This is a genomic window from Streptomyces hyaluromycini, assembly GCF_002217755.1.
In the GTDB taxonomy this organism is placed as follows: domain Bacteria; phylum Actinomycetota; class Actinomycetes; order Streptomycetales; family Streptomycetaceae; genus Streptomyces; species Streptomyces hyaluromycini.
Genome location: NZ_BCFL01000019.1, coordinates 619047 through 637765, shown reverse-complemented (window position 1 = coordinate 637765; position 18719 = coordinate 619047). Strand labels below are relative to the sequence as shown.

General features: G+C 71.2%; 17 protein-coding genes. 6 read left to right on the top strand and 11 right to left on the bottom strand.

Annotation, left to right across the window (positions count from 1 at the left end; translation table 11 throughout):
• Window positions 1-12: 12 nt before the first annotated feature.
• Together SSP29_RS56015 and SSP29_RS20740 are read right to left on the bottom strand one after the other, a co-directional pair.
• Window positions 13-189, bottom strand: coding sequence for a hypothetical protein (locus SSP29_RS56015; RefSeq protein ID WP_089102171.1), 177 nt, complete (start codon window positions 187-189; stop codon window positions 13-15).
• Between the two features lie 192 nt (window positions 190-381).
• Window positions 382-1665: an RNA-guided endonuclease InsQ/TnpB family protein gene (locus tag SSP29_RS20740; RefSeq protein WP_245883155.1), complete on the bottom strand. Its 1284-nt coding sequence runs from the start codon at window positions 1663-1665 to the stop codon at window positions 382-384.
• Window positions 1666-1852: 187 nt separating this feature from the next.
• Here SSP29_RS20740 and SSP29_RS20735 point away from each other — a divergent pair, with 187 nt between their 5' ends.
• The 3 genes from SSP29_RS20735 (at window position 1853) to SSP29_RS20725 (ending at window position 5185) form a co-directional block, all read left to right on the top strand.
• Complete coding sequence (locus SSP29_RS20735; protein WP_089102169.1) at window positions 1853-2878, top strand: P1 family peptidase; 1026 nt, start codon at window positions 1853-1855, stop codon at window positions 2876-2878.
• A gap of 176 nt (window positions 2879-3054) precedes the next feature.
• On the top strand, window positions 3055-4281 hold the full coding sequence (locus SSP29_RS20730) for a L,D-transpeptidase (RefSeq protein WP_089102168.1): 1227 nt from the start codon (window positions 3055-3057) through the stop codon (window positions 4279-4281).
• A gap of 157 nt (window positions 4282-4438) precedes the next feature.
• Window positions 4439-5185 carry a DUF6227 family protein gene (locus SSP29_RS20725; protein WP_089102167.1) on the top strand — a complete coding sequence of 249 codons (747 nt, stop codon included), beginning with the start codon at window positions 4439-4441 and terminating at the stop codon, window positions 5183-5185.
• A 24-nt stretch (window positions 5186-5209) separates the two neighbouring features.
• Here the strand turns inward: SSP29_RS20725 and SSP29_RS20720 are convergent, their stop codons facing one another.
• From SSP29_RS20720 to SSP29_RS20700, 5 genes are all read right to left on the bottom strand, one after another.
• Window positions 5210-5488, bottom strand: coding sequence for a hypothetical protein (locus SSP29_RS20720; protein WP_089102166.1), 279 nt, complete (start codon window positions 5486-5488; stop codon window positions 5210-5212).
• A 110-nt stretch (window positions 5489-5598) separates the two neighbouring features.
• Window positions 5599-7680 (bottom strand): PTS fructose transporter subunit IIABC, encoded by a 2082-nt coding sequence (locus SSP29_RS20715; protein WP_089102165.1) that lies wholly within the window; start codon window positions 7678-7680, stop codon window positions 5599-5601.
• Between the two features lie 247 nt (window positions 7681-7927).
• Window positions 7928-8875: a 1-phosphofructokinase gene (pfkB, locus tag SSP29_RS20710; protein ID WP_089102435.1), complete on the bottom strand. Its 948-nt coding sequence runs from the start codon at window positions 8873-8875 to the stop codon at window positions 7928-7930.
• A gap of 29 nt (window positions 8876-8904) precedes the next feature.
• On the bottom strand, window positions 8905-9666 hold the full coding sequence (locus SSP29_RS20705) for a DeoR/GlpR family DNA-binding transcription regulator (protein WP_089102164.1): 762 nt from the start codon (window positions 9664-9666) through the stop codon (window positions 8905-8907).
• Window positions 9667-9924: 258 nt separating this feature from the next.
• Complete coding sequence (locus SSP29_RS20700; protein WP_438363803.1) at window positions 9925-11508, bottom strand: MFS transporter; 1584 nt, start codon at window positions 11506-11508, stop codon at window positions 9925-9927.
• A 77-nt stretch (window positions 11509-11585) separates the two neighbouring features.
• Between SSP29_RS20700 and SSP29_RS20695 the strand changes: the two genes are divergently transcribed.
• Window positions 11586-12560 carry a helix-turn-helix transcriptional regulator gene (locus SSP29_RS20695; RefSeq protein WP_174855982.1) on the top strand — a complete coding sequence of 325 codons (975 nt, stop codon included), beginning with the start codon at window positions 11586-11588 and terminating at the stop codon, window positions 12558-12560.
• Between the two features lie 102 nt (window positions 12561-12662).
• On the opposite strand, the gene SSP29_RS20690 is transcribed toward SSP29_RS20695, so the two are convergent.
• A complete protein-coding gene (locus tag SSP29_RS20690) occupies window positions 12663-13256 on the bottom strand; it encodes a TetR/AcrR family transcriptional regulator (RefSeq protein WP_089102434.1) in 594 nt (197 codons plus the stop codon).
• A 570-nt stretch (window positions 13257-13826) separates the two neighbouring features.
• Window positions 13827-14843, bottom strand: coding sequence for a sigma-70 family RNA polymerase sigma factor (locus SSP29_RS20685; protein ID WP_089102161.1), 1017 nt, complete (start codon window positions 14841-14843; stop codon window positions 13827-13829).
• A 240-nt stretch (window positions 14844-15083) separates the two neighbouring features.
• On the opposite strand from SSP29_RS20685, the gene SSP29_RS20680 reads away from it, so the two are divergent.
• Window positions 15084-15602 carry a GNAT family N-acetyltransferase gene (locus tag SSP29_RS20680; RefSeq protein ID WP_089102160.1) on the top strand — a complete coding sequence of 173 codons (519 nt, stop codon included), beginning with the start codon at window positions 15084-15086 and terminating at the stop codon, window positions 15600-15602.
• 13 nt (window positions 15603-15615) lie between these two features.
• Here SSP29_RS20680 and SSP29_RS20675 read toward each other — a convergent pair whose 3' ends face one another.
• Entirely contained in the window at window positions 15616-16407 is a 792-nt protein-coding gene (locus SSP29_RS20675) for a dioxygenase family protein (protein WP_089102433.1), read from the bottom strand.
• Window positions 16408-16555: 148 nt separating this feature from the next.
• Between SSP29_RS20675 and SSP29_RS20670 the strand changes: the two genes are divergently transcribed.
• Complete coding sequence (locus SSP29_RS20670; RefSeq protein WP_089102159.1) at window positions 16556-17068, top strand: MarR family winged helix-turn-helix transcriptional regulator; 513 nt, start codon at window positions 16556-16558, stop codon at window positions 17066-17068.
• A 51-nt stretch (window positions 17069-17119) separates the two neighbouring features.
• Here SSP29_RS20670 and SSP29_RS20665 read toward each other — a convergent pair whose 3' ends face one another.
• The gene (locus tag SSP29_RS20665) at window positions 17120-18658 is read right to left on the bottom strand and encodes an MFS transporter (RefSeq protein WP_089102158.1); all 1539 of its coding nucleotides are present in this window, start codon (window positions 18656-18658) and stop codon (window positions 17120-17122) included.
• Window positions 18659-18719 lie beyond the last annotated feature (61 nt).

The window sequence follows — 18719 nt, the reverse complement described above, 5'->3', positions numbered from 1 at the left end:
CGCGCGGACGGCTCAGAGGTGGTGGGGCGGCTTCTCGTCGAGGAAACGCCTGAGGTCGGCCGCCGAGTCGCCCTCCGGGCGGTCGCCCCAGCCGCGGTCCGTGTCGTCCGAGGACTGCCGGTCCAGCGGGTCGTCGAAGACCAGCGCGGGCTTCGGGTCGCGCGGCGCGGGCTCGGGGGCGGTGCTCATTCCTCAAGAGTACGGCGCCGACCCGACCGCACCGTCAGGGCTGCCCTCAGGTGGCCCATGAGTCCCCGCAGGGCGGGTGGGGCGCGGCCAGCGGTTTTCTGCTGTGCTGGGAGTCATTACGTCAAGTTCCGCTCCGGCGCCGATCTCCCAGGGCTAAGTTTCTTCGACCTGTGCTTCTTGACATCCTCCCCCTTAAAAAAGGGGGATTCCAACCCAGGCGGGTTGAGGTTCACGGGCGCTCGAACGGCCGGCGGCCGCTGTCACCCCTCCGGCACCGGCTGTTCGCCGGGGACGGGGGATCCCGCCCTGTCCTGCCGCGACGTTGATGCTGGCGTTCTCATCGGCGTTGCAGGTGAACCCGCAGGACACGCAGACGAAGTCGGCTTGGCTCTTGCGCGACTTCTTCTCGATCCACCCGCAGGCACTGCACCGCAGCGACGTAAAGGGTGCGGGCACGTCCTCGACCCGGCCCGGAGCCTTCTGCTCCGTGCGCCGCCTCAGCAGACCCCAGCCCTGAGCGAGGATGCCCCGGTTCAGCCCGGCCTTCTGCCGGACATTCTTGCCGGGCTGTGCCGCGGTTCCCTTCGCGGTGCGGGTCATGTTCTTGATGTTCAGCTTCTCGAACCGGATCACGCCGTAGCTGCGGGCGAGCATGGTGCTGGTCTTCTCGCACCAGTCCTTGCGCCGGTTCACCTCACGGACCTTGAGCCTGGCGACCTTTGCATACGCGGCGGTCTTGAGAGCGCTGCCCTTGGGGGCCCGAGTCGCGCGGCGCTCATGCTTGCGGATCTGTGCCCGCTCCTTGACCGTGAGCTGCGGGCAGTTCAGCTTGCGCCCGTCCGACAGCGCCGCCGTGATGGTCACGCCCCGGTCGATACCGATGACCTCGCCCGTGCCGGGCGCGGGAGCCGGCTCGGGAACGACCGCGAACGCCACGTGCCACTGACCGTTGCGCCAGGTGACCCGGAACGTCTTCGCGGAAGGCAACTTCGCGCCCTTGCCCTTGACGCTGAGCCGGAAGCGCACCCACCCACAGCCCGGGACCCTGACCTGAGCCCACCGGCGGTTCAGCTTCTGCACCACGACCAAGCGGCCCATGACCTGCTTGCCCTTGGCGTTCAGCTTCGGTGTGCCGTCCTTGTTCCACTCGGGCACACGGTCGGTACCGATGACACGGAAACCCTCATGCACGTACTTCTTACGCCAGGTCGGCTCACCGAACCCGAACGTGAATCTGGCAGCCTTGGCCTTGGCGAAGTCCTTCAACGCCTGCTGCTGCACATCAGCGTTCCCTGCGGCCAGCCACTCGTTCTCGGCGCGGGCTTCGGTGAGCTGGCGACACTGCTCCGCGAAAGCGGGCGCGGACCTGCGGCCCGGCTTCCAGTGCGCATGCTGCTCGACAGCCAGATTCCAGACGTACCGGGCGTGCACACAGTGCAGAAGCATCTGCTCCGCCTGCGCGGGCGTCGGGTGCATCCGGAAACGTGACATGCCACGAACCTAGCCACCACGTTCCCCACCCGCGCACACCATCGATCAACATCACCCAAGTGAGTGACCACGTCCCGCCTCTCGAACGACGCTGGCGGCGGCGTCCGCGACAGCTTCCTGACCGCCTCCTGACCGCTACGGACCCGCGCCGGGCTGGGCCAGACTGGCCCTCATGACAGTTGACGCATTGACGGACGTGGCCGGACTGCGGGTGGGGCATGCCACCCGTACCGGCGAGGGCTGGCTCACCGGCACCACGGTCGTCCTCGCCCCCGAGGGCGGCGCGGTGGCCGCCGTGGACGTGCGCGGCGGGGGTCCGGGCACCAAGGAGACGGACGCGCTCGACCCGCGCAACCTGGTGCAGCGGGCGGAGGCGATCGTGCTCACGGGCGGCAGCGCCTACGGGCTCGACGCGGCGTCCGGGGTGATGGCCTGGCTGGAGGAGCAAAGGCGCGGGGTGCGGGTGGGACCGGATCCGGCGCATGTGGTGCCGGTGGTGCCCGCCGCCTGCGTCTTCGATCTGGGGCGCGGCGGGGACTTCCGGGCCCGGCCGGACGCGGCGACCGGGCGTGCGGCGGTCGAGGCGGCCGCGGCGAGCGAGCCGGGCGCCCCGGTGCCGGAGGGGTGCGTGGGCGCCGGTACGGGCGCCGTGGCCGGGGCGGTGAAGGGCGGGGTGGGCAGCGCGAGCACGGTGCTGGACTCGGGGATCACGGTGGCCGCGCTGGTGGTGGCCAACGCGGCCGGGGCGGTGCTGGATCCCGAAACGGGGGCGCTGTACGGGGAGTTGTTCCAGGGGCGTGTGCAGTACCCCGAGAAGCGGGTGCACGAGGCCGCGCGCCGGCGGCTCGCCGAGACCGCCGCCAGGAACGGGATGCCGCCGCTCAACACCACGCTCGCGGTGGTCGCCACCGATGCCGGACTGTCCAAGGCGCAGGCGCAGAAGCTCGCCGGGACGGCGCACGACGGAATCGCGCGCGCCGTCCGGCCGGTGCACCTGCTCAACGACGGGGACACGGTGTTCGCGCTGGCGACGGGTGCGCGCCCGCTGGGCGAACACCCGCTCGCGCTCAACGAGATCCTCGCGGCCGGCGCGGACCTGGTGACCCGCGCGATCGTGCGGGCCGTGCGGGCCGCCGGGCCGGTCGACGGACCGGGCGGGGTGTGGCCGTCGTACGAGGAGCTGTACGGGGCGCGCTGACGACGGCGGGGGGGCTCTCCGCGGCCGGTCGGAACCTTGCGCGTTCCTGTCGATTGTCCTGGTTCTGTCACGTGATGGCGTTCGCGGGCGCCGGAGGGAACCCCGGCGGGGGCCTCCGGCCTCTTTCTCCACGCACTGGAACGGATCACGCACATCACAAGAACCTGGAGCAGCCCGTGACATCGCCGGACATTGCAGCGCGGCGCGCACTGGGGGCCTGTGCCGCCCTGTTGGTCGGCGCCCTCACCCTCACCGCCTGCGGCGGCAACGCCAGCGCCAAGAGCGACGACAGCAAGGGCGGGCAGCAGGACAGCGCCGCCAGGACGTCCACGGCGAAGATCGCGATCTCGGCGAAGGACGGTTCGACCGGCGCGTCCATCAACACCACCGGCGTCCAGGTCAGCGGCGGGAAGCTGACCGACGTCAAGATGACCGTGTCGGGGTCGGGGCAGGCCGTGGACGGCACCCTCTCGGCGGACGGCAGTGTCTGGAAGCCGAAGGAGCAGCTGGAGCGCGGCACGAAGTACGAGATATCGGCGACCGCGAAGGACTCCAAGGGGCTCACGGCGGCGGCCAACTCCATCTTCACCACCGTCAACTCGGCGAACAGCTACATCGGCACGTACACGCCGGACAACGGGACGACGGTCGGTGTGGGGATGCCGGTGTCGTTCAACTTCGACAAGGTCATCACCGACAAGAAGGCCGTGCAGTCGCACATCACGGTCACGTCCAGCAGCGGCCAGCAGGTGGTGGGGCACTGGTTCGGGGCGCAGCGGCTGGACTTCCGGCCGCAGGACTACTGGAAGGCCGGCTCCGAGGTCACGATGAAGATCGACCTGGACGGGGTCGAGGGCGCGAACGGCGTCTACGGGGTGCAGAAGAAGACGGTGACCTTCACCGTGGGACGTTCGCAGGTCTCCACGGTGGACGCCAACACGCAGACCATGACCGTGGTGCGGGACGGCAAGGTCCTCAAGACGGTGCCGGTGTCCACGGGCAGCCCGGAGCACACGACGTACAACGGGCAGATGGTGATCTCCGAGAAGTTCGTCCAGACCCGGATGAACAGCCAGACGGTCGGCCTGGGCGGGGAGTACGACATCCCGGACGTGCCGCACGCGATGCGGCTGACGACGTCGGGGACGTTCATCCACGGCAACTACTGGTACAACAAGGGCAACCCGCCGTTCGGGAGCGAGGGCACCAGCCACGGCTGCGTGGGGCTCGCGGACGTGCAGGGCGCGCAGGGCGACACGACGGCCAAGTGGTTCTACGACAACTCGCTCGTCGGGGACGTCGTGATCGTGAAGAACTCCCCCGACAAGACCGTGCAGCCGGACAACGGGCTCAACGGATGGAACCTGTCGTGGAGCGACTGGACCGCCGGAAGCTCCGTCTGACCGGCACGTTTTGACGGATCGTCGGGCCGCGCGGGAACTTTTCGCGCGGCCCGCGAGTTTTCCCGGCGTACGTTTTCTCGGTTCCCGGACATGATGTCCGACCGAGGGGCTACGGTATGCACCCACAAGGTGACATGCAGCAACGCCGGGAGAAACCTTGAGCGTTCCGTACGAGACGGCAGCGTACGAACCAGCCGAGTCGCCCGAGTCTCCGGAGGAGCACCTCGCGCGGCTCCTCGGCCGTGCCCTGAACTCCTTCGAGCTGCCCGACGAGGCCATAAGGCAGCTGGACTGCGCGCTGGCGCACGACAGTTCGCTGCACTCCGCGCACCACAGCGCGGGGCTGCACCGGGAGACGTACCGGCACACCTGGCTGCTGGCCGACGGCTCGGCGGTCACACTGTGGGAGCTCGTGCACAACACCGTGCCGGGCGGCGACCCGCAGCACGAGGTGTACGTCGACGAGGAGGAGCTGCGGGCCGCGACCGCGCGACTGCCGTTACCGCCGGAGACTCCGGACTTCGAGCTGCCGGTGCTGGTGACGCTGGCGCCGGTCCCGGAGCCCCGGCACGTGTACGTGCCGGACGACTCGGCGGACCACGCGCGCCGGCTGCTGCGCCGTGCGGAGAACCCCGACCGGCCGGACGCGGAGACGGCCCGGGTGCTGACGGCGGCGTTCGCGCACCAGATCACCCAGGCGTTCGGGCGGCCGGGGCGGGTGGGCGGGTCGGGTCCGGGTTTCTCGCTCTACGAGCACGCGTTCCTGCTGCGGGACGGCCGGGAGCTGTCCCTGTGGGAGGTCGAGCACACGGCGACGCCGGACGGCCGGCACATGTGCGAGGTGTACCCGTCGGAGAACGCGGCCAGGGACGCGATGGAGCGGCGGGCGACGCGGCAGGGCTAGCAGGGCCCGCGGTGTCGCGGGGGCTCAGCGGCCTGGGCGACCCGAGCGGCCTGAGCGGCCGCCGAGCCTGCGGACCAGACCGGCGAAGGCGTCCTGCTCGGCGGGGGTCAGTTCGACGCTCTCGCGGGGCGGGGCGGCCTTGGGCTGGTGCGGGAAGGCGGGGAGGGCGCGCGCGGCGTGCCAGGCGAGGGCCTCGCGGCGGTTGCGGCGCAGCAGGCGCGTCACGACGACCGCCCAGGCGACGGTCGCCAGGGTGAGCGCGGTCATGCCGATCAGCTGGAGGGTCGAGACGTGCGCGGGCATACGCCCCAGTACACACCACGGTCCGGGACTTTGGTCCCGGACCGTGACGTATCTCGCAGGTGCCGTGAACAACTCACAGCGAATCAAAGGGACAAGAGGGGCGCGGGCGCTCAGGCCGCGACCGGCTGCTTGGCCTCCTTGGAGGTGGCGGCCGCTCCGGCGGCGGAACCGCCCGCGGGGGTCTGCTGGGCCGGCTTGCGCAGACCCTTCAGGATGACGACCAGGGCCGTGCTGACACAGACACCGACGGCGATGGCGATCAGGTAGAGGAACGGGCTGCCGATCAGCGGGACCACGAAGATGCCGCCGTGCGGGGCGCGCAGGGTGGCGCCGAAGGCCATCGACAGGGCACCGGTGACGGCGCCGCCGACCATCGAGGACGGGATGACGCGCAGCGGGTCGGCGGCCGCGAACGGGATCGCGCCCTCGGAGATGAAGGAGGCTCCCAGCACCCAGGCGGCCTTGCCGTTCTCGCGCTCGGTCTCGGTGAAGAGCTTGCCGCGCACGGTGGTGGCCAGGGCCATCGCCAGCGGCGGGACCATGCCGGCCGCCATGACCGCCGCCATGATCTTCATCGCGGAGTCACTGGGGTTGGAGACCGCGATACCGGCGGTGGCGAAGGTGTACGCGACCTTGTTGACGGGGCCGCCGAGGTCGAAGCACATCATCAGGCCGAGCAGGGCGCCGAGCAGGATGGCGTTGGAGCCGGAGAGGCCGTTCAGCCAGTCGGTCAGGCCCTTCTGGGCGGAGGCGATGGGCTTGCCGATGACGACGAACATCAGGAACCCGACGATCGCCGAGGAGATCAGCGGGATCACCACCACCGGCATGATCCCGCGAACCGCCGCGGGGATCTTCACCTTCTGGATCGACATCACCACGCCACCGGCGATCAGACCGGCGACCAGGCCGCCGAGGAAGCCGGCGCCGATGGTGGAGGCGATCATGCCGCCGACGAAACCGGGGACCAGACCCGGCCGGTCCGCCATGCCGTAGGCGATGTAGCCGGCCAGGACCGGGACCAGGAAGCCGAAGGAGACGACACCGATCTGGAAGAGCAGCGCGGCCCAGCTGTCGCCCTGGGTCCACACGAAGTGGTCCATGACCGACGGCGCCTTGTTGACCTGGTAGCCGCCGATCGCGAAGCCGAGGGCGATCAGCAGACCGCCGGCCGCGACGAACGGGACCATGTAGCTCACGCCGGACATCAGCCACTTGCGCAGCTTGGTGCCGTAGCCCTCGCCCGCCTCCCCGGCCCGTTCGACCGGTGTGGACGGCGCGGAGCCGGACGTGACCTCGCCGCGGGCCGCCTTGGCGCGGACGTCGCCGATCAGCTCGGCGGGGCGGTTGATGCCCGCCTTCACGCCGACGTCGACGGTCGGCTTGCCGGCGAAGCGGTCCTTGTCGCGCACGGGGACGTCGTGCGCGAAGATCACGCCGTCCGCCGCCGCGATGACGTCGGGGTCGAGCCGGGTGAAACCGGCCGAGCCCTGCGTCTCGACGACGAGCTCGACGCCCGCCTCGCGGCCCGCGTTCTCCAGGGACTCCGCCGCCATGTAGGTGTGGGCGATGCCGGTGGGGCAGGAGGTGACGGCGACGATACGGAAGGGACGCTCGCCCGCGTCCGGACCCGAGTCCGTGCTCGTGTTGGCCGCCGCGGTGCCGGCGGAGGCCGCCGCCGGCGCCGCAGCGGTGTTCTGGGCGGCACCCGCAGGGGTGGCCGCAGCAGCCTGCGCACCCTTCGCGGGCGTCTCGTCGCCGCGGATCAGGGCCGCCGCGGTCGCCGCGTCGCCCGCCGACCGCAGCGCGTCCGTGAACTCGCTGTTCATCAGCTGGCGGGCCAGCGAGGAGAGGATCGTGAGGTGGGCGTCGTCGGCGCCGGCCGGGGCCGCGATCAGGAAGATCAGGTCGGCCGGGCCGTCGGCGGCGCCGAAGTCGATGCCGGCGGCGCTGCGCCCGAAGGCGAGCGTCGGCTCGGTGACGTGGGCGCTGCGGCAGTGCGGGATGCCGATGCCGCCGTCGAGGCCGGTCGGCATCTGGGCTTCGCGGGCGGCCACGTCGGCGAGGAAGCCCTCCAGGTCGGTCACCCGGCCCAGGGCCACCATGCGCTCGGCGAGGGCGCGCGCCGCCGCTTCTTTGGTATCGGCGGACAGGTCGAGATCGACCAGGTCCGCGGTGATCATGTCGCTCATCGCGGGCTCCTATGCACGCGTATCGCCCGGAGTGTGGGGTGGGCGGGGGTGGGGACGGGGGTGCCGTGGGGTGCGGGGTGGGAGGCGGGACCGGGGAAGCCCCGCCTCCCGGGCACGGCGGGGCGGCTCAGAGTGCCCCGACGGGCCGTCGGTGCGGCGAGTAACGAGACGCCTCGCCGCTCCTGGGCCGGTTGTCGGCGGCCGGCGCCGGGGAGAAGCGCGGCCTGGTGAGCGGTCGTACGAGCGTTCATGACACCGGCTCCGTCAGTTCGCGGTCGACGGGGACGCGGTCGGTGACGGTGACCGCCGCCGGGTCCAGGTCGGCCGGGGTGGGCATCACGCTGCCGGGCAGCTGGACGGCGGCGGCGCCGTGGGCGACCGCGGAGGCGAGGGCCTTCGGGCCGCTGCCGCCGGCGATGAGGAAACCGGCGAGGGAGGAGTCGCCGGCACCGACGTTGCTGCGGACGGTGTCCACGCGGGCGCTCGCGAACCAGGCGCCCGCGTCCTCCACGAGCAGCTGGCCGTCGGCGCCCAGGCTGGCGAGGACGGCACGTGCGCCCATGCCGCGCAGCTCTTCGGCCGCCTTGAGCGCGTCGCCCACGGTCGCCAGGGGGCGCCCGACGGCTTCCGCGAGCTCCTCGGCGTTCGGCTTCACCACGTCGGGCTGCTCGCGCAGCGCTTCGAGCAGCGCGCGCCCCGAGGTGTCCAGCGCGATGCGCGCGCCGCCGGCGTGCGCCCGGGCGACGACCTCGGCGTACCAGGAGGGTGCGAGTCCGCGCGGCAGGCTGCCGCAGCAGGCGATCCAGTCGGCGTCGCGCGACTGCTCGCGCACGGTCTCCAGAAGCAGTTCCTGCTCCTCGGCCGAGAGTTCCGGACCGGGCGCGTTGATCTTGGTGAGCACTCCGTCGGACTCCGCGAGCGCGATGTTGGAGCGGGTGGCTCCGGCTACCGGGACCGGCGCGACCTCGATGCCCTGGGCGTCGAGCAGGTCGGCGACGAGTGCGCCCGGTGCTCCGCCCAGGGGCAGGACGGCGACGGTGCGGCGGCCGGCGGCGGCGACCGCGCGGGAGACGTTCACGCCCTTGCCGCCGGGGTCCATGCGCTCGCCGGAGGCGCGGATGACCTCGCCGCGCTCCAGGGCGGGGACCTCGTAGGTCCGGTCGAGGGAGGGGTTGGGGGTGACGGTGAGGATCATGCCCGTACCGATCGTGGTGCTCGTGGCGCTCATGCTCGTACTACTTCCGTGCCGCCGCGCTCGATGGCGGCGGCGTCCTCGGGGCTCAGCCCGCTGTCGGTGATCAGCAGGTCCACGTCGCCCATGTCGCCGAAGCGGGCGAAGTGCTCCTGGCCGTGCTTGCCGGAGTCGGCGAGCAGGACCACCCGGCGGGCCGCGGCGACGGCCGCCCGCTTGACCGCGGCCTCGGCGAGGTCGGGGGTGGTCAGGCCCTGGTCGGCGGAGAAGCCGTTGGCGGCGACGAAGAGGACGTCGGCGCGGATCTCGCTGTACGCACGCAGCGCCCAGGCGTCCACGGCGGCACGCGTGTTGTGCCGTACGCGCCCGCCGACCAGGTGGAGCTGGATGCCCGGGTGGTCGGCGAGGCGGGCCGCGATGGGGAGGCTGTGCGTGACGACGGTGAGGGACGCGTCCAGCGGGATGGCCGCGGCGAGGCGGGCGACCGTGGAACCGGCGTCGAGGATCAGGGTGCCCTCGGTCGGCAGTTCCGAGACGGCGGCCTCGGCGATGCGGTCCTTCTCGTCGGCGGAGGTGGACTCGCGCTCGGCGAGGTCCGGCTCGAAGTCGAGGCGTCCGGCCGGGATGGCACCGCCGTGCACCCGGCGGACGAGGCCGGCGCGGTCGAGCGCCTTCAGGTCGCGGCGGATCGTCTCCTGCGTGACCTGGAACTCCTCGGCCAGCGACACGACGTCCACGCGGCCGCCGTCACGGGCGAGCCGGAGGATCTCCTGCTGCCGCTCCGGTGCGTACATGCCCCTGTGCCTCCGCTCCAAGATACGTCCGACTGGCGTCCGACTCATGTCCGACTGCGTCCGACTGATGCCCGAACTTGTGGTTTCGCGAGGAGGCTACGCCGGGATTTCCGGAAAGTAAACAGGTTCGGGCCGCAAACGGACATGATCGGGCTTTCGGCCTGTTCAGGGCACCTCCGAGGCGCCCGCGCGGACCCACGCGGAAGGGCCCGGCGCCTTCCGGCGCCGGGCCCCTTGACCGGTGATGGCCGGTGGTGGTCAGTGGACGAGTTCGGGCTCCTCCTCCGGCGCGGGGAGCAGCGCCTGCGCACCGCCCGCCTCCAGGTGCTGCGCCGGGCGCTTGGGCAGGGCGGACATCAGAAGGAAGATCACGGCCATGACCGCGGCCACCCAGAGCAGGGCGTGCTGGAAGCCGTTCACGAAGGCCGGGCCGAGCCCGGAAGCGGCCGGACTGTCGTCGACGACGCCGTAGAAGACCACCGAGACCAGGCCGAGGCCCAGCGCGTTGCCCATCTGCTGCACGGTGTTGATCAGGCCGGAGGCGGAACCGGCGTGCTCGCGCGGGACCTCCGACAGCACCGCGTCCGTCAGCGGGGCGACGATCAGGCCCATGCCGACGCCCATCACGACCAGCGGCAGGGCCATCTGCCAGGAGGCGATGGCGAGGCCGTAGCGGTCCGACTCCCAGATGTAGAGCAGGACACCGAGGCCCATCAGCAGGGCGCCGGCCTGGAGCACCTTGCGGCCGAAGCGCGGGACCAGTTTCTGCACGGACACGCCGGCCGCGACGGAGACGGAGATCGAGAACGGCACCCCGGTCAGGCCGGCGTGCAGCGGGGTCCAGCCGAGGCCGACCTGCATGTACAGCGTCCAGACCAGGAAGAAGATGCCGAGTGCCACGCCGAAGACGGTCTGCACGGCGATACCGGCGGCGAAGCTCTTCACCGTGAAGAGGGAGGGTTCGATGAGGGGGGAGCCGTCGCGGGCGGCCTTGCGGCGTTCGTATGCGACGAGGACGGCGAGGACGGCGAGCGCGCCGGCCATCGACGCGTACCCCCACAGCGGCCAGCCCAGCTCGCGGCCGCGGGTCAGCGGGTAGAGCAGCATCAGCAGGCCGAGGGTGACCAGGGCGACGCCGACGAGGTCCAGCCGCAGCGCGCGCGGGGCCTTGGATTCGCTGATGTAACGGCGACCGAGGAGGAGGGCGGCGATGCCGACCGGGAGGTTGATCAGGAAGATCGGGCGCCATTCGAGGCCGAGGATGTTCCACTCGGCGAGGAGGGCGCCGAGCAGCGGGCCGGAGACCGCGCCCAGGCCGACGATCGCGCCGAACATGCCGAAGACCTTGCCGCGTTCGTGTGCCGGGAAGGTGGCGTGCACGATCGACAGGACCTGCGGGACCATCATCGCGGCCATGCCGCCCTGCAGGATGCGGGAGGCGACCAGCATCTCCGGGTTGGCGGCGAAGCCGCACAGGGCCGAGGCGAGGGTGAAGCCCGCGACACCGATCAGGAACAGTCGTTTACGGCCGTGAATATCGCCGAGGCGGCCGCCGGTGATCAGGCCGGCGGCGAAGGCCAGGGCGTAGCCGGCGGTTATCCACTGGATCTGGCCGAAGGAGGCGCCGGCGTCCCGCTGGATGGAGGGGATGGCGATGTTGACGATCGTCACGTCGACGAGGTCCATGAAAGCCGCGGTCATGACGATGGCCAGGGCCAGCCAGCGGTGCGGTGCACCGGGGAAGGCCGACGATTCGATCGCCGTCGGGGTCGGAGTGGTGTTGTCCGTGCCGGAGCGTTGTGGCTGGTCGCGCAGTTCCCCGCGCCCCTGCGGGGCGCTCATGTCGCTGGAGGTCATATCGCCAAGCTAAGTAGGCATTAGGACAGATCCCGTCCTAGTTATCCGGCATGCTCGGACGCATGACGACAGACACTCCGGCTCGGCTGCTTCAGTTGCTGTCCCTTCTCCAGACGCCCCGTGAGTGGCCCGGTGGGGAGCTCGCCGATCGGCTCGGGGTGTCCCGGCGTACCGTGCGGCGGGACATCGACCGGCTGCGGGAGCTGGGGTATCCCGTGGAGGCCAGCAAGGGGGCCGACGGGGGGTACCGGCTGGTCGCCGGGAAGGCGATGCCGCCGCTGCTGCTCGACGACGAGGAGGCCGTCGCCATCGCGGTCGGGCTGCGGGCCGGGGCGGGGCATGCCGTGGCGGGGGTGGACGAGGCGTCGGTGCGGGCGCTGGCGAAGCTGGAGCAGGTGCTGCCGGCCCGGCTGCGGCACCGGGTGGCCACGTTGCAGGCCGCGACCACGCCGCTGACCATGGGGGACGGGGCGAGTATCGCGCCCGAGACGCTGACCGTGATGGCGTCGGCGGTCGCGGGGCGGGAACGGTTGCGGTTCGTGTACCGGGCGGCGGACGGGAGTGAGACGCGGCGGCAGGCGGAACCGTACCGGCTGGTGTCGACGGGGCGGCGGTGGTACCTCGTGGCGTACGACCTCGATCGCGAGGACTGGCGGACGTTCCGGGTCGACCGGGTGAGCGAGCCGTTCGCCACCGGGGCACGGTTCGCGCCGCGGGAGATGCCGACGGGGAGTGCGGCGGAGTACCTGCGGCGGTCCATCCAGCGGCAGCAGGAGACATACGGGTTCGCCGTCGCGTTCGCCGGAACGGCGGCGGAGGTGGCGGCCCGGCTGCCGGGGTGGCTGGGGACGCCGGTGGAAGAGGAAGGGGGCGGGGGCGGGTGGTGTGTCGTTCGAGGGGAGACCGGGGATCCGGTGGAGTGGCTGGCGGTGCGGTTGGTGATGGCAGGGCACGAGTTCGTGGTGCGGGAGCCTGCGGAACTGGTGGCGTGTGTACGGGAGTTGGGGGGCCGGCTGAGTCGGGCCGGGGGTGCGTGAGGGTGGGGGCCGGGGGCGGGGTTTCGCTTGGCGGCTGGGCAGCGCCCCGTAAGGGGCGCGGGGAACTGCGCGATCAGCCCCCACCGGCCCGCAGCCGATTGTCTACGGGCTCGGGGGCTCCCACGTGAACCCCCGTAGCGCCGCCAGGTTTTGCAGGGCCAGGGCTGCCGGGCCTTCCGTACCTGTGGGGGTGGCCGTGCCTGCTGCCCAGGATTCGACCGCCACTCGCACCGCGGCGCCGGCCACCGCTGCGGTGAAGCGGAGGTGGGCCGGTGGGGCAACGTTGTCGATGGCGGTGGAGGTGCGTTCCGCCAGGATCGACGTCAGGAGGCGGTCCGAGGACTGGCAGACCTCCGCCCACACCCTGCCCAGGGCCGGGCTCGTGTCGGCCAGGTGGATCAGGGTGCGGACCCATTCCCAGGAGGCGGCGGAGACTCCCTCGCCGGGGGTCAGGGTGTGGCGGACGGCGTGTTCCAGGGCCTCGGGGACGGAGAGGGCCGCGGGGGCCGCCCGTACCGCCTCCGCCCAGCGCCGGGCGCCCGCCGCGTAGAGCGGGGCGACCGCCTCTTCCTTCGTGGCGAAGTAACGGTAGAACGTGCGGGGGGCGATGCCCGCGGCCTGTGCGATGTCCTCGGCGCGTGTGGCCCGCAGGCCATGCCGTACGAAGAGGCCCGCGGCCGCCCGGGCTATCTCCATGCGGGTCTCCGCCTTGCGCCGTTCCGTGAGGGAGAGGGGGGCGGGGTCCTGCGCGGGGGTGTCGCCCGTGGTGCTGGGGGTGCTCACCTCGGCAGGCTATGCCTCTGTGGCAGAATCTGCCATCCGGTGGTCCACCCCGTGGTTCAGGTACGGGGTGGGCCACCGTCTCAGCATGTCCGGGCGCCTCGGACGGGAGCAAACGCGGCCCGCTGTTCCCCGTGCGGAGTGTGGAGCCGGACTCCGGCGCCCGGGGGGGATGGGCACCGGAGTCCGGCTCTGGGAGAGTCCCGGCGCCGGGGGGATGGTGCGTCGGGACGTGGCTAGTCGACGGGGCGTCAGGGGTGTCGTGTGAGTGAGGGGATGGGGAGCGGCGGCGTGGCCGTAGCCTCAACTCCCCGGCCCTGGATGGTTGTTCCCTACACGCGGAGCCTTGAAGCGGCGGTACCGCGCCATGTTTGCGCCGTCTTTCGCCACCCGGCGCACGCGCCCGGCGTGAGTGGGACCTCGCGCGCGCTGGTCACGCGAGCCCCACTCGTGCGGACCCCAGCCCCCTCACCACCCGCAACCCCCTTACGCCGCCGGCTCGAACCCGGTGGAGCGGGCCAGCTTCTTCAGCTCAAGGAGCGCGTGCTTCTCGATCTGGCGGATGCGCTCACGGGTCAGGCCGTGCTCCTTGCCGACCTCGGTCAGCGTGCGCTCGCGGCCGTCCTCGATGCCGTACCGCATCTTGATGATGGAGGCCGTGCGCTGGTCCAGACGGCCGATCAGGTCGTCGAGTTCCTCGCTGCGCAGGAGGGTCAGGACGGACTGCTCGGGGCTGACCGCCGAGGTGTCCTCCAGGAGGTCGCCGAACTGGGTCTCGCCCTGGTCGTCCACCGCCATGTTCAGCGAGACCGGGTCACGGGCCCAGTCCAGGACGTCGATGACACGCTCGGGCGTGGAGCCGAGCTCGGCGGCGATCTCGGCGGGCTCCGGTTCGCGGCCGTTCTCCCGGTTGAACTCGCGCTGGACGCGGCGGATCCGGCCGAGCTCCTCCACCAGGTGGACGGGGAGCCGGATGGTCCGGGACTGGTCGGCGATGGAGCGGGTGATCGCCTGGCGGATCCACCAGGTGGCGTATGTCGAGAACTTGAAGCCCTTGCGGTAGTCGAACTTCTCGACGGCGCGCACCAGACCGGCGTTGCCCTCCTGGATCAGGTCGAGGAGGGGCAGACCGCTGCGCGGGTAGCGCCGGGCGACGGCCACGACCAGACGGAGGTTGGAGCGGATGAAGACGTCCTTCGCCCGCTCGCCGGCGGCGACGAGCGCCTCCAGCTCCTCACGGGTGGCGTCCGACGCGGACTCCTCCTCGCCGTCGAGGACCTGCCGCGCGAACACACCCGCCTCTATGGTCTGGGACAGCTCGACTTCCTTGGCGGCGTCGAGGAGCGGTGTGCGCGCGATCTCGTCGAGGTACATGCCGACCAGATCGCGGTCGGCGATCTCGGCGCCGTGGCCGCGAACGCCACGGGCGCGAACACTGGTTGCCGAGTCGGCCGTCTCGCCGGTGGCGGCGGACTGACGACGGGCGACGGCACGGGTTGCCATGCGTGCTCCCTTGCGATGGTGGGCGGGCGGGGTGGTCCTGTCCGGTTCTTCTCGGTCCTTCGGTGAATGCTCGGCACGCGGCCGGCTGTGCTCAGGAACTCCACTCCTGGAACTCCTGGGACTCTCGTCCAGTGCCCAGCATCCGAAGGAAACAACGACTGGAATCCGGACAGAATTCCCATGCTGCCCCCCGGATTTTCTGATCATGCAGTACCCTGTGCGACCATGTGAGGAGGCGTGGTGCCGTCGGAACGTACAGAGGTGCAGGTCAGACCGGGAGCCGAGGGGGACCTCGAAGCCCTCACGGAGATCTACAATCACTACGTTCGTGAGACGTCCATCACATTCGACACGGTGGTCTTCACTCCGGAAGAGCGTCGTCCGTGGCTGCTCTCCCACCCGGAAGACGGCCCATACCGCCTGATGGTTGCCACGTCAGCGGACTCACAGGAGATTCTCGGGTACGCCACATCCAGCCCCTACAGAGCGAAACCGGCCTACGCGACCTCCGTGGAGACCACGGTGTACGTCGCCCCGGACGCCGGCGGGCACGGGATCGGCACGCTCCTCTACAAGGCCCTCTTCGCGGCGCTCGCGGGCGAGGACCTGCACCGCGCCTACGCGGGCATCGCGCAGCCGAACGAGGCGTCCACCCGGCTGCACGAGCGCTTCGGCTTCCGGTACGTCGGCACGTACCACGAGGTGGGCCGCAAGTTCGGCCGCTACTGGGACGTGGCCTGGTACGAGCGCCCGCTGTAAGCGGGCCGCCCCGTCAGCCGAACTGCACCGACCGCTTCGCCATCCCCATCCAGAACCCGTCGATCACCGACTTCTGCCCGTCCAGCTCGCCGCCCGCCTCGGCCGCCCCCATGGTGACGAAGAGCGGGGCGAAGTGCTCGGTGCGCGGGTGGGCGTAGCGGCCGGCCGGGGCCTTGTCGAGGAAGTCGAGGAGGGCGTCCCAGTCGCGGTTCTCCAGCGCCCGGTGCCCCCAGTCGTCGAACTCGGAGGACCAGGAGGGCACCCCGTGGCCGGCGTACCGCAGCGCGGCCAGGTTGTGGGTGAAGAAACCGGAGCCGACGATCAGCACGCCCTCGTCGCGCAGCGGGGCGAGCCGGCGGCCGATCTCCATCAGGTGGACCGGGTCGAGGGTGGGCATGGAGATCTGCAGGACAGGGATGTCCGCGGCCGGGAACATCTCCACCAGGGGCACGTAGGCGCCGTGGTCGAGGCCGCGGTCCGGGATGTCCTGCACGGGGATGCCGGGGGCGCGCAGCAGCTTGCGCACCGACTCGGCCAGCTCGGGCGCGCCGGGGGCCGCGTACTGCACCTTGTAGTAGTGCTCCGGGAAGCCCCAGAAGTCGTAGACGAGGGGGACGGTCTGGACGGCACCGAGGGCGAGGGGGGCCTCCTCCCAGTGGGCGGAGACCATCAGGATCGCCTTGGGACGGGGGAGGCCGGCACTCCAGGCGGCGAGTTCGCCGGGCCAGACCGGGTCGTCGGCGAGCGGCGGCGCGCCGTGGCTCAGATAGAGGGCGGGCATGCGCTCCTGTGCGGCGGCGGACATCGCGGTGGCTCCCTCCGGGTACCGGACCTTCCCGGCCCCCATGTTCCAGCTCTACACGGGCTGACTGTTTTAACTCTCAATCTTTCTGCCCGCCACCCTACGCCCCACTTGTTTAATCTTCAAGGAGAGGCCTCGTACAGTGGGATACATGAATACGGCATCCGCTTCCGCCCCGGCTCAGAGCCGCTGGCTCACCGACGACGAGCAGCACGTCTGGCGCGCGTATCTGCACGCCACGACCCTGCTGGAGGACCATCTGGACCGTCAGCTCCAGCGGGACGCGGGGATGCCGCACATCTACTACGGACTGCTCGTCGGGCTCGCCGAGGCGCCCGGGCGGCAGCTGCGGATGACCGAGCTGGCCATGAACGCGAAGATCACCCGGTCCCGGCTCTCGCACGCCGTCGCCCGCCTGGAGAAGAACGGCTGGGTACGGCGGGAGGACTGTCCCTCCGACAAGCGGGGCCAGTTCGCCGTCCTGACCGACGAGGGCGCCGAGGTGCTGCGGCGCACTGCACCGGGCCATGTGGCCGCCGTACGGCAGGCGTTCTTCGAGCGGCTGAGCCCGGAACAGCAGCAGGCCCTCGGCGAGATCATGCAGATCGTCGCCGAGGGCCTGCAGCCCAACGAAGCGGGTGCGGACCTGCCCTGGCTCCGCTGAGGAGCGCGGGAACAGGTCCGCGTGCGGGTACCCGGGTGGTCGCTCAGAGGCTCAGTGGGCGACCACCGGGACCGCCACCTCGTCCTCGGCGCCCTCGCCGGAGGCCACCGTCGTGGTGTCCGGCTTGCCGGCGTTGACGAAGGTCACCACGACCACCGCGGCCAGCACCAGCATGCCGACGGCGACCCAGATCGCGTTGGCGTAGCCGTGCACCGCGCCCTCCATCTGGACCAGCTGCTGCTGCGACTTGGAGGTCGCGGTCGCAATGTGGTCCTTGATGTACGACGTCGTCGCGGACGCGGCGATCGTGTTCAGCAGGGCGGTGCCGATCGCGCCGCCCACCTGCTGCGAGGTGTTGACCATCGCGGAGGCGACACCGGCGTCCCGGGGCTCGACGCCGAGCGTGGCCAGGGACATGGCCGGCATGAACGCCGTACCCATGCCGAGACCGAGCAGCAGCATCGCCGGCAGGATCGTCGAGGCGTACGACGAGCCGATCTCCATCTGGGTCATGACCAGCATGCCGGCCGCGGCGACCAGGAAGCCGGGGCCCATCAGCGCGCGGGCCGGGACCCGGGTCATCAGGCGGGTGCCGATCTGGGTGGAGCCGACCATCATGCCCGCGATCATCGGCAGGAAGGCGAAGCCGGTCTTGATCGGCGAGAAGCCCTTGATGACCTGGAGGTAGTAGGTCAGGAAGAGGAAGGTGCCGAACATCGCGATGATCGCGATACCGAGGGAGAGGTAGATACCGCCGCGGTTGCGGTCGAGGACCACGCGCAGCGGCAGCAGCGGGGCCTTGACCCGGGTCTCGGTGACGACGAACGCGATCAGCAGGACCGCGGAGGCGACGAACAGGCCGACGGTGGTGGCGTCGCCCCAGCCGTCGGACTCGGCGCGGGTGAAGCCGTACACCAGCGATACCAGGCCCAGGGTGGACAGGAGCACGCCGGGGATGTCGAGCGGGTTGCGGTTGCGGCCGCCCTCCGGCTCGCGGATGACGAAGTACGCGCCGAGCGCGGCGACGATGGCGAACGGGATGTTCACGAAGAACGTCCAGCGCCAGTCGAGGTACTCGGTGAGCACACCGCCGAGGATGAAGCCGACGGCGCCGCCGCCACCGGCGATCGCGCCGTAGATGCCGAACGCCTTGGCGCGCTCCTTGGCGTCCGTGAACATCACGGCGAGCAGGGAGAGCGCGGCCGGGGCGAGCATGGCGCCGAAGACGCCCTGGAGGGCGCGGGCGCCGAACATCATCGCGCCGCTGGTCGCCGCACCACCGAGCGCGGAGGCGGCGGCGAAGCCGGTCAGGCCTATGACGAAGGCCCGCTTGCGGCCCCACAGGTCGGCGATCCGGCCGCCGAAGAGGAGCAGACCGCCGAAGGCGAGGGCGTAGGCCGTGACGACCCACTGCCGGTTGCCGTCGGAGATGCCCAGGTCGGTCTGGGCGGAGGGCAGCGCGATGTTCACGATGGTGGCGTCGAGGACGACCATCAGCTGGGCGAGCGCGATGAAGACGAGCGCTTTCCAGCGGTTGGCATCACCGGACTGTGCCGGTGCGCCGGGAGCCTTGGAGACTGCTTCTGACATGGGGGTACCCACTTCGTGACTTCGTGACGGAAAAAGCGATGCGTGCGGTACAGAAGTGATG